The organism is Larkinella bovis (assembly GCF_042655385.1).
Taxonomy (GTDB): Bacteria; Bacteroidota; Bacteroidia; order Cytophagales; family Spirosomataceae; genus Larkinella; species Larkinella bovis.
Map to the genome: position 1 here is coordinate 469,840 of NZ_JBHSMA010000002.1, position 11,293 is coordinate 481,132.

Here is an 11,293-nt window from a genome sequence, read left to right on the forward strand (position 1 = left end):
GAATGGTTATGATCAGAAATCTCGTGTATTCACAGAGGCAGTGGCTGGTGAGAACGATGGTGCTTGTTGCGTTTATTTTCAGTGGCTGCGAAAACTACCTCGACCGCGCTCCGCAGGCGACCATAACGGACAAAGATGTATTTGGGAGTTTTGTAAGCTTTCAGGGATATGTCGAGGAAATGTACAATTGTGTGATCGATATCCATAAAGTGCTTGGCGGAAATCAGTTTTACAATTTCAGCGCTTCCGATGAAGTGCTGTCTACCGTTCCCCTGATTTGGGACGATGGAAACTACTGGAACCAGGGCACTTTTCTGTATGCCGCCAGCCCCAATTTTGACTACCAATCCAACCTTACCCGGATGCGCGTCTGGCCTTTTGCCTGGTATGCGATCCGGAAGGCTAATCTCGGCCTGAGTAAACTGGACCTGCTGACGGATGTCAGCCCGGAGGAAAAAAATGCCATCCGGGGGCAATGTTTATTCTTTCGGGCATTCTTTCATTTTGAATTGATGCGCTTTTACGGGGGGCTGCCGTATGTCGACCAGGTACAGAGTTCATCGGAGCCGCTCACCTTACCGAGGCTTAATTACCGGGAAACAGCCCTGAAAGCAGCCAGGGATTTCCAGGAAGCGGCAGAATTGCTGCCGCTGAAATGGGATGATACGGCCATGGGGAAAGCTACGCTCGGCAATAATGCATCGCGTATTACCAAAATCCATGCGCTGTCGATGCTGGGGAAGAATTTGCTGTATGCCGCCAGCCCCATGATGAATGAATCCTCGACCGGAAGTAACGCCTATGATGCCGAACTCTGCAAGCAGGCCGCCGATGCATTTGCCGACGTGATCAGAATCTGCACAGAAACCGGCGTTTACCGCTTACAGTCCTGGGCTACCTGGACGGACAATTTCTGGGTCTGGTCGCCCAGCAACCGCGATCGTCCGGGCGGAACCGAAGTCATCATGAATCAAACCATTATCATCCCGAATTACGTCCGGTTTACGACCAACCGTACCAGCAATCCCGTGCAGTTTGGCGCGGGCAACAGCCGGGTGGAAGTGCCCACGCACAACTTTGTTAAAAATTACGGGATGGCCAACGGGCTGCCCCTGGATGATCCGGAATCGGGCTATAATCCCAACGACCCATGGACCGGGCGCGATCCACGGTTTTATGTCGACATTATTTATGATGGCGTGCGCATGGTAGACAATGCCACTGCGGCCGCGGCCAAGCTGAATGAGTTTGCCCAATTAGCCAATAACGGCACGCACCGGAACGGGACGCCCGCCAGCAGTAATGTAGCAGGCAGTGTAACCGGTTATTTTTACAAGAAATGGACGCCGAAGGGCTGTAATCCCTGGGATAACCGCTGGGGCAATTTCCAGTCTTACCATCCGGTGGTGCGCCTGGCCGATGTGTACCTGATGTACGCGGAAGCCGCCCTGCACGGTTATGGAACGCCCCTTTCCAAATCACCGAAGGTGGCTTTAACGGCTGCAGACGCCGTCAATACCATCCGAAACCGCGCCAATCTGCCCAATCTGGCTGGTAAATTCACCGGCTCCAAGGAGGCTTTCATGAAAGAACTTATCCGGGAACGAGCCGTGGAACTGGCGTTTGAAGGGCATCGCTTCTTCGATCTGCGCCGGTGGAACATTGCCGGAAATCCCGAATACCTTCAAAAAACGGCGATTGACTTTGACCGGGGTGCCAACGGAAAACCGATCAATTTAAGGGAGCGGGTGGTGGTCACCCGGGTTTTTGAAAAGAAGCATAACTGGCTTCCTTTTCAATTGAAAGACACAAAGCTTTACGATGGCTTTCCGCAAAATCCAGGCTGGTAACTACGGGTAATGGTTGTGTCATCCTTTAAAAGTTGAATTTCATGAAGAAAATATACAGGTATCTGAGTTATATGTTGCTGTTCTGCCATTTTGTGGCCGTTGCCCAGAAAAAAGCAGCAACTCCGATCGTTATCAAGTCGCTCGTAACGGATGAAAACGGTCGGCCGATCAGCGACGCAACCATCTATGGCAATGAAGGTGTCGCCTTCAGTAAAACCGATTCAGACGGCAGGTTCACGATTTCCATCCCGGATCTGGGCGACCTTCTTGTGGAAGCCCCCGGATTCGAATCGGCCGTTTTCAAGTCAGGCGAGTATAGTAATCAGGAAACGTTGACGTTACAGAAGTCGCCGTTCCAGTTCGGGCAGCGCGATGCCGTCAACATTGCTTTTGGCAAAATCAAAAAAGGCAATCTGGTGAATGCCGTCAGTGTGCTGGGGCCCAACGAACTCCGGCGGTTTGACAATACCCAGAGTATTTCCTCGGCGCTCACGGGGCTGATCCCGGGGATGCTCGGCAGTGCCAATATTCGCGGAATCGGAAGCCCCATGTTCGTTGTCGACGGTTTGCCGCGCGACGTCAGCACCCTCAATCTGTCGGAGGTCGAACAGATATCCGTTCTGAAAGATATCAACGCGGCCATCCTGTACGGCAATGATGCGGTTAATGGTGTGGTGCTGGTAACCACCAAACGGGGGCAGGCGTATAAGAAACAGATCAATGCGACGGCTTTTTATGGTATTTCACGGCCCAGCGCGTTGCCGGAATACCTTTCGTCGGCCGACTACATGGAGCTGTATAACGAAGCGCGGTTAAACGACGGTCTGGGCATTCAGTATTCCCCCACGATGATCCAGAATTTCAGAAACGGAAATTCCTACCGGTATCCCAGTATCGATTATTATTCCAGCGATTATTTAAAGAAAATCAAGCCCTTTTCCCGGGCCATGGTCGATTTTTCGGGAGGAAACAATGTAGCGACCTACTATTCGAACATCGGGTGGACCCAAACGGGTAGCCTGTATAATTTCGGGGAAGGGAAGTCCATGAAATCCAACGTATTTAATGTACGCGGGAACATTGATCTGAAAGTAAATCACTGGATTAAAAGTGCCCTCGATGCGGTTATTGTGCTGAACGACAACAACCAGCCGCAGGGAAGCTTTTTCGCCAATGCCGCAACGCTCCGGCCTAACCTGTACGCGCCGTTACTGCCCATTTCGCTGATCGACCCGGAAAATGCGATTCTCAAAGGACGCAAGAATGATGTCGATGGCGCTTACCTGATCGGTGGAACGGCAGCCTATCTGACGGGCCCGATTGCGTCGGGGTACGCAGGCGGTGAAAACCGGCAGCTACAGCGAACCTTTTCGTTCAATAACCGGATTGATTTCGATCTAAACCAGGCCGTTCAGGGGTTGGCCTTTCACACCAATCTAAGCTTCGATTACCTCACCCTGTACGACCAGTTTATCAGCAATACCTACGCGGTTTACGAACCCGTCTGGGCCGAAACGGAAGACCGGATTGTCAACATCCGCAAGTACGGAGAAGATGTTCGGACCGGAACGCAAAATGTCGGCAATGCTTCGTACCGGCGCCGGATCGGTTTTTACGGATTGCTGGATTACAATCGGACCTTCGACGACGTACACCAGGTTTCTGGTTCCGCCCTCGCTTATCTGACCAACGACAAGCTACAGGGTGATATTCAGGGCAATAAAAATGCCAACCTTGGCCTGCGTCTGGCGTACGGTTTTAAGAACAAATACCTGGTGGATTTCAGCAGTGCCTTTGTCAACTCGGTTAAACTGCCCCCCCGAAACCGGACCGCCTTTTCCCCGTCGCTGGGTCTTGCCTGGGTAATGAGCGCGGAAGATTTTATGGCTTCGGCATCGTTTATCAACTACCTGAAAATTAGGGCATCGGCCGGGATTCTGAACTCGGACAATGGCATCAGCGGATTTTACAACTACCACGAGCGCTATGCGGGCTCCGGAAGTTATTCGTGGTATGAAGGAACCCGGTCGCGGGCGGGCGTGGTGCCCATGAACGGAGGTAATGATAACCTGGCATTTGAGAAGCGCCGGGAACTTAATGTCGGTTTTGAGAGCATTTTATGGAACAACCGGTTGTCGCTCGATGCCAATGTGTTTACCAGTGTGTACTCCGACCAGATTACCCGGCCGCAATCGATCTACCCAAGCTATTTCACAACGTTCATTCCCTATCAGAACTTCGACGAAAACGCCTATCACGGCGCTGAATTAGGGCTTTCGTACCGCGAACGATGGGGCGATTTCAGTTTGGTCGTCGGGGCCAACGTGCTGTATGCGAATTCGGAGGTCAAAAAACGGGATGAGCTTTATGCTTCCAGTAACCGCAACCGGACCGGTCACCCGGTCGATGCGCGGTTTGGATTGGCTACCGAAGGCTTTTTCAACAGCCGAAGCGACATTGCGGACCATGAACCGCAGGCATTCGGAACGGTCAAGCCCGGGGATCTTAAATACAAGGATCAGAACGGCGACGGCATTATCGATGCCAATGATGAGCTGCGGATCGGACGCTCGCAGGCTCCTTTTTCCTACGGCCTGAACCTTCGCCTGTCGTATAAAAATCTGACCCTGTTTGCGCGTGGTAACGGAAGGATGGGCGCCGATGGTGAACTTTCGAATAATTATTTCTGGGTAGATGGCGACGACAAGTATTCGACCTTCGTCCTCAATCGCTGGACGGAAGCCACCCAGGCAACCGCAACCTTTCCGAGACTCAGTTCCATTGCCAACACTAACAATTACCGGAGTTCGGATTTCTGGCTGTACCGCGACAATTTCTTTGTGGTCGATCGTCTGCAGCTCACCTATGAGATTCCGGTTAAAGTATCAAACAAGTGGCATACAAGGGCTTTTTCGGTGTTTGCCGACGTTTCCAATCTGGGTATGTTCTCGAAATACCGCCAGGTTAAGGAATTGAACATTGGCAGCGAACCGCAGTACCGTTCCTATTCGCTGGGTCTAAACATCTCATTTTAATTCGTAAAAAAGACATGATGAGATTATTCGTATACAGTCTTTTATTTCTGGGCGCGGTGGCCTTTTGGTCGTGTGATGTGCTGGAGCCCGTGAACGACAACCATAGCACCATTGAGCGGATTTATAGAGATCCCGCTTATGCCGAAGGGATACTCGTGACCGCCTACAACAAAATTCCGACCAACAACCTCAGCTTTAATGACGTCGCGACCGACGACGCCGTAAGCAACAACAAGCTGAATGAGTACCTCCGGATGGCTACCGGTCAGTGGTCATCCATGTATAACCCTGTCGATCAGTGGGCGAACTGCATTTCCGGTATCCAGACGACGAATCAGTTTTTCACCCTGGTTGATACCGTGAACTGGAAAGGGTCGGTTCCGGAGCTGAACTGGTTATATACCCAACGGTTTAAGGGGGAAGCCTACGCCTTGCGGGCCTTACTGCAATACCATCTGTTAGTTGCCGTCGCGGGGCCGGGCCCCGGTGGTCAGATGCTGGGTATTCCCATCATCGATCGATTCCTGGACGTTAACGCCAACTTTAATATTCCGAGGGCTACCTTCAAGGAATCCGTCGACCGGATTTATTCCGACATCAATCAGTCGCTGAAGTACCTGACCATGAATGATTACCGGAATGTCGCCAATGCGGCCCAATTACCGCCCGGCTACGAAAAGGTATCCGTCAGTAACTATAACATTGTTTTTGGGGACGAACTCAACCAGCGCATTACCAGCCGGGTCGCCAGAGGGCTCCGCGCAAAACTGGCCTTGCTCGAAGCCAGCCCTGCGTTTAATACGGACCCCGCCAAATGGGAGCAGGCCGCCAATTATGCCGGGGAATTACTGAAAGACATCGGCGGGCTGACCGGGCTGGACCCGGACGGGAATAAATTTTACCTGAAATCATTTGTCGATAAGGTGAACGTATCGGCAGCTCCCCCGGTCGATCAAAAGGAAATTCTGTGGAGGAGGTCGGTCGTTGCATCGAACTCGCGGGAAATGGCCAATTATCCGCCGTCTCTTTTTGGCCGGGGGAATGTTAATCCTACCCAGAATCTCGTCGATGCGTTTCCGGCCGCCAATGGTTATCCCATAGCAAAACCGGAAAGCAAATACGATAAAACGAAACCCTACGAAAACCGGGATCCGCGTCTGCGGCAGTATATAGCCTATAATGGCAATACCGTCTCCGGAAAGGCCATTCTTACGGGTGTGGGCGGTGGCGTCGATGCGAAGGATTCCCTGGAAACATCAACGCGCACAGGCTACTACCTGAAGAAGCTGCTGGTAGAAGAGGTCAATCTGAATCCGGTTTCGACCACGACCCAAAAGCACTACGAAGTCCATGCGCGCTATACCGAACTGTTTCTGCTCTACGCCGAAGCCGCCAACGAAGCCTGGGGGCCGACCGGCACGGGTGCCTGGGGTTATTCAGCCAGGGACGTCATCGGCGCGATCCGGAGCCGGGCTGGTATCCCCAAGCCTGACCCGTATCTGATGGGCATTTCAACCAAGGAAGAGATGCGGGAGCTAATCCGCAATGAACGTCGGTTAGAGCTGTGTTTCGAAGGGTTCCGGTTCTGGGATTTGCGCCGGTGGAAGGCCGATTTAACCGAAACCGCGAAAGGGGTCAATATTAACAAGACGACTTATACGGTCGTTGACGTCGAGCCCCGGGGGTATAATAACACCTTCATGCATTACGGCCCGGTGCCTCAGACCGAGATTGTCAAATATTCGGCACTCCAGCAAAACCAGGGATGGTAACCCATTCATTAAAACCGGAAAATCATTACAACCTCTCCGAAATGAAAAAGATATTGTTCCTACTTGTTGTCATCGTCGGCTTGAAAGCCTGTAAAAACCGGGACGTTGTATTCCCTGATTACGACTATACATCGGGATACTTTCCCTACCAGTTTCCGGTTCGGACGCTGATTCTGGGGGATTATATCTACGATAATTCCAACGACAACAGCTATAAATTTCTGATCTCGGCGGCAATGGGCGGTGTGTACGAAAACACCAAGGACCGGATTTTCAAAATTCAGGTAGACAACAGCCTTTGTAACCAGGCAAAATTTGCCTCCACCAATCAGCCCATGTACCCGCTGCCTGAGAGATATTATACCTTGAGTTCTTCCGACCAGCTGGTTATCCCGACCGGTGCCTTCAACGGCAACATTGTGGTCCAGCTGAAAGAGGCTTTTTTCGATGATACACTGGCTACTAAACTGGCTTATGTCTTGCCGGTGCGGATCAACGAAGTGGTCGGACTCGATTCGCTGCTCACCGGGAAAGCATCCGTAGCGCAGCCTGATCCCCGCATTGTTAGCAACTGGGAAGTAGCCCCCAAGAATTTTACCATGTTCGCGGTTAAATTCATAAACCCTTATCATGGCAGTTATTTCCGCCGGGGGAAAAGCACCGTGACGGATGCCGCCGGGCAAGTGGTTGAGTCCAACACCTACCGTACGGAATTTATCGAGAAGAACGAAGTCTTGAATCTGGTAACGAAAAGCAAAAACCAGGTTACGCTGGAAGGAACGCTTCACTCAACGGCCATCAAGGGGACATTGGGGCTTCAGTTAACGTTCACCGGCAATACCTGCGTCGTACAAAGCAAGGCGGGTTCGGCTTTTCAGGTAACCGGTACCGGCAAGTTTCTCGACGATGCCGATGAATGGGGAAATAAAAAACGGGATGCCATCCACCTGACGTACCAGTTCAAGCAAGGGGCGACGACCTATTCGGCAACGGATACCCTGGTGGTCAGAGACCGGAACGTGGCCATGGAGCTTTTTCAGCCGGTCATTACGAAATAGTTTCCGGGGCCCCGGTTTACGTTAGCTTATTTTTACCCCTCAACGCATGAAAATGATAGCGAAAAGCGTATGGCGGCTGGTCCTACTGGCCTGCCTGACCGGACTGGTGTCCGAACTTTACGGGCAAACCGTCAGGCAGCCGATCCGGGTTGGTGTTTATTATTACGACGGCTGGGGCGGTCAAAACCCCAAAGCCAATGATCCGAATGAACCGTGGGCGAAAACCGCCCCCCGGCAGGTTACCAAACGAATGCTGGATGAATTTGCCGACCGTGAGCCGGTTTGGGGCTGGCGGAACGATTCCCAGGAAATTATGGAACGCCAGATCGACCTGGCAGCTGATAACGGCGTCGAGTTCTTTCTTTTCTGCTGGTATTGGCGCGATACCAACGGCCCTTTCAATCCGGAAAAAGTCGCCATGCTGCCGCAGCATGAAAGCATGAACCGGTATCTCAAAGCTAAAAACAAAAACCGGGTCAAGTTCGGGCTTTTGATTGCCAATCATCAGGGGGCGGAAATTACCGGAACCGAAAACTGGGAAAAAGCAACCGAACATTGGATGCCGTATTTCAACGACCCCCAATACGTTAAAGTTGACGATAAGCCGCTGGTGGTTATTTTCAATTCCAGGGGAATCGAAAATGCGGATATGGCCGGGATGCAGCAGGCAGCCCGGAAACGCGGTCTGGAGGGATTGACGATTGCGGGCTGTGGCAACACGGAGGGCAAAAACTTTGTGGTAACGACCCACTACAACGTCGTGCCGGGCTATTCGGCGGGCCCTGAAGAACATCCGTATGCCGAGCTCGCAGATGCCCAGCGGAGCCGGTGGAAGGGAACTGCGCAACAACCCTATATCCCAACGGTGATCGTCGGCTGGGACAAACGCCCCTGGGAAGACGCCAGCGGAAACGGCAAAGGCGGAGCCAAACAGGGGTGGTACTATACCGGACGCTCCCCCGAGCAGTTCAGAACGTTCCTCAACGATGCGGTCGTCTGGATGGACACACATCCGGAGCAGACCCCAAAGGAACGAATGGTATTGATCTACGCCTGGAATGAACTCGGAGAAGGCGGCTACCTGGTTCCTACCAAGGGCGACCCCCAAGGCAACTACCTAAACGTGGTTCGGGAGGTGGTCTCCAACCAAACTAAACAGAAAAAATAATACGGCGGCACGTAATTTTGCCCTTCGCTAAAACCCTTTTCCTGACTTGAAAAAGCTATTCAAACCCTGCCTGATCGCTTTGATCGGCCTGGCAACCGCTACCGGCGGCTATTCACAAACGTTTACCCTTCCGGTTTTCCCTGACACGCAAGGCGAGGTCGGTGGGAACCACGCCATGTTTAACAGCCGGATCAAATGGGTCGTGGATCATAAGGATTCCCTCAACATTCCGATGGTGTTACACGTGGGCGACCTCGTTAATTTTGACAATTATGACCATTTCGAAGTAGCCAGCAAAGGCTATGACGTCTTCGACGCCCATCATATCCCGTATGCGATTACCCTCGGTAACCACGATACGGAAGCGGTCGGGTTTAATAGCGGAAGTGCGGCTCCGGGCAATGTCAACCAGAACCTCCGGAAAACGCGCAAGTTTAATTCTTACTTTCCGGTTAGCCGCTTTACGCACCAGCGTGGCCGGTATGAAGCCGATAAAAGTGACAATGCCTACTACACCTTTAAAGTTGGCAAAACCAACTGGCTCGTCCTTACCCTGGAGTTTTGTCCAAGAATGGGGCCGATCAACTGGGCCGGGGATATCATCAAAGAGTACTTCAACTACAACGTCATCATTCTTACCCACTACCACCTAACCCCGAAAGGCGAGATTGACACCCGCAATGCAGGCTACGGCGACTTTAGCCCGCAGGTGGTTTACGACCGGTTGATCAAGAAGCACGCCAATATCCGTTTTGTTCTGAGCGGACACGTCATGAGTTCGGCCCTGAAAGTTGATACCGGGGAGCATGGCAACAAAATCTACCAAATCCTTCAGAACTACCAGAACGATGATATGGGCGGGGGATATATCCGGATGCTCTCGTTCGACATTGATAAAAAGACGGTTTCTGCCAGCATGTATTCGCCGTTTTACCAAAAGACCCGAGAGGATAAGTCCAAGTTCATTCTGGAAGACATCGACTTCATTAAACAGGGGGAGGAAAGAGCCCTGAAACGATAAGCAACGAACCTCTTTAGTGCATCAACCTTTTCCTAAATGAAAATTCTACGCTCGCAGGGCACCCGGTTTTTCCTGCTACTGGTTGCCCTCTTCGTTACCGGATACCAGCACGTCCTGGCTCAAAAAAGCAAAAACAAAATCGGGGCGTATTATTTTGACGGCTGGAGCGGAACGACCTTCCACATTACCCAGGACCTGAAAAACAACTACCCGGATCGCGAGCCGGTATGGGGTTGGGTGACCAGCAAACAGGAAATCGTCGATGAGCAGATTGCGCTGGCCGCCCGGGCGGGTCTTTCTTTTTTTAGTTTTTGCTGGTACCACCGCAATGGCCGCACGATCGATGAACTGCCGGAAAACCGGGCCTTGTCGTTTTACAAAAGCTCAAAGAATGCGAAGAAGCTGGAGTACTGCCTGCTGGTGGCCAACCACGGCGGGTTTGATGTAGGGCCGGAAAACTGGGACAAGCTGACCAACCTCTGGCTGGCTGAGTTTAAACACCCGCAGTATTTGCGGGTGGATAAAAAACCACTGCTCATCTTCTTCGAATTTACGTCCCTGATCAAAAATTTTGGCTCGCCGGAAGCGGTTCGTGGCGCTTTCGACAAGCTTCGGAAAAGTGCCGTTGACGCCGGACTTCCCGGCGCGTCGATCGCCATCTGTGCCGGTTCGCCGGATGGGGTTACAAAGGCCGAAAGCTCGGGTGCCGACATCATCACCGGTTACAACTATCATAGTGTAGGCTTCAAAGGCGATAAGCAGGCGATCCCGATCGACACCCTGCACACCGCGGAACAACGACTCTGGAGTAAGCTGGGGGATTTTGCTCAAAAACCGTATATCCCCGTATCCACGATGGGCTGGGACCCGCGCCCCTGGTCCAACGACAAAAACAAGTATCACGAGAAGCCTTATTTCACCGGTTTCTCGGCCCAGTCCGTCGAAAAATCGGTCACCGGGATGATCGACTGGATGAATGCCCATGAGTCTTCGCTGACCCGCGAACGGATCGGGCTCCTGTATGCCTGGAATGAAAACGGAGAAGGAGCCTGGCTGACGCCTGGAAAGCAGGGGCTAAACCCATTGACGGGATTAAAAGCAGCCCTTTCGGGTAAAAAGCAGCGTACCAAATAATGGGGTCCGGTATTCGCGCTGGTAGGAAGGGCATGAATGGCCGTGAACGGGTACGCCCGGGCGCTGGCGAAGCAAGTAACCAATGACTTGCCGTTATGCCCTGGCGAACGGTAGGGCTTCCCCGCAGCCTGAATGCCCAAATGGTCAACCAGGTCATAGCCTCTGATTCGTTCGAGGGCTTAAGCCACGGTCTGGCCCACCGGGACCAGGGTCCTGATCCCACGCTGAACCAAAATTGATACTTATTGGACTGAA

The 11,293-nt window shown here is 52.3% G+C and carries 8 protein-coding genes; all 8 read left to right on the forward strand.

The genetic code is table 11. From position 1 onward, the window contains the following. Nucleotides 1-8 precede the first annotated feature (8 nt). Nucleotides 9-1,850 carry a RagB/SusD family nutrient uptake outer membrane protein gene (locus ACFPMF_RS09125; RefSeq protein ID WP_379843454.1) on the forward strand — a complete coding sequence of 614 codons (1,842 nt, stop codon included), beginning with the start codon at nucleotides 9-11 and terminating at the stop codon, nucleotides 1,848-1,850. Between the two features lie 41 nt (nucleotides 1,851-1,891). Further along, nucleotides 1,892-4,885, forward strand: a complete 2,994-nt coding sequence (locus tag ACFPMF_RS09130) for a SusC/RagA family TonB-linked outer membrane protein (protein WP_379843457.1) — start codon at nucleotides 1,892-1,894, stop codon at nucleotides 4,883-4,885. Nucleotides 4,886-4,902: 17 nt separating this feature from the next. Further along, nucleotides 4,903-6,657 (forward strand): RagB/SusD family nutrient uptake outer membrane protein, encoded by a 1,755-nt coding sequence (locus ACFPMF_RS09135; protein WP_379843460.1) that lies wholly within the window; start codon nucleotides 4,903-4,905, stop codon nucleotides 6,655-6,657. Between the two features lie 41 nt (nucleotides 6,658-6,698). Continuing rightward, on the forward strand, nucleotides 6,699-7,715 hold the full coding sequence (locus tag ACFPMF_RS09140; protein WP_379843462.1) for a DUF5627 domain-containing protein: 1,017 nt from the start codon (nucleotides 6,699-6,701) through the stop codon (nucleotides 7,713-7,715). A gap of 46 nt (nucleotides 7,716-7,761) precedes the next feature. After that, entirely contained in the window at nucleotides 7,762-8,883 is a 1,122-nt protein-coding gene (locus ACFPMF_RS09145; RefSeq protein WP_379843465.1) for a glycoside hydrolase family 99-like domain-containing protein, read from the forward strand. 46 nt (nucleotides 8,884-8,929) lie between these two features. Then, on the forward strand, nucleotides 8,930-9,904 hold the full coding sequence (locus ACFPMF_RS09150; RefSeq protein ID WP_379843468.1) for a metallophosphoesterase: 975 nt from the start codon (nucleotides 8,930-8,932) through the stop codon (nucleotides 9,902-9,904). Nucleotides 9,905-9,940: 36 nt separating this feature from the next. Then, nucleotides 9,941-11,038: a glycoside hydrolase family 99-like domain-containing protein gene (locus ACFPMF_RS09155; protein WP_379843471.1), complete on the forward strand. Its 1,098-nt coding sequence runs from the start codon at nucleotides 9,941-9,943 to the stop codon at nucleotides 11,036-11,038. A 95-nt stretch (nucleotides 11,039-11,133) separates the two neighbouring features. Next, nucleotides 11,134-11,277: a hypothetical protein gene (locus ACFPMF_RS09160; RefSeq protein ID WP_379843474.1), complete on the forward strand. Its 144-nt coding sequence runs from the start codon at nucleotides 11,134-11,136 to the stop codon at nucleotides 11,275-11,277. Nucleotides 11,278-11,293: the final 16 nt, after the last annotated feature.

Coding starts and splice junctions, on each gene's coding strand:
- ACFPMF_RS09130 (WP_379843457.1), top strand. CDS start 1,892: ATGAAGAAAATATACAGGTATCTGAGTTATATGTTGCTGTTCTGCCAT.
- ACFPMF_RS09155 (WP_379843471.1), top strand. CDS start 9,941: ATGAAAATTCTACGCTCGCAGGGCACCCGGTTTTTCCTGCTACTGGTT.
- ACFPMF_RS09125 (WP_379843454.1), top strand. CDS start 9: ATGATCAGAAATCTCGTGTATTCACAGAGGCAGTGGCTGGTGAGAACG.
- ACFPMF_RS09140 (WP_379843462.1), top strand. CDS start 6,699: ATGAAAAAGATATTGTTCCTACTTGTTGTCATCGTCGGCTTGAAAGCC.
- ACFPMF_RS09160 (WP_379843474.1), top strand. CDS start 11,134: ATGCCCTGGCGAACGGTAGGGCTTCCCCGCAGCCTGAATGCCCAAATG.
- ACFPMF_RS09135 (WP_379843460.1), top strand. CDS start 4,903: ATGAGATTATTCGTATACAGTCTTTTATTTCTGGGCGCGGTGGCCTTT.
- ACFPMF_RS09145 (WP_379843465.1), top strand. CDS start 7,762: ATGAAAATGATAGCGAAAAGCGTATGGCGGCTGGTCCTACTGGCCTGC.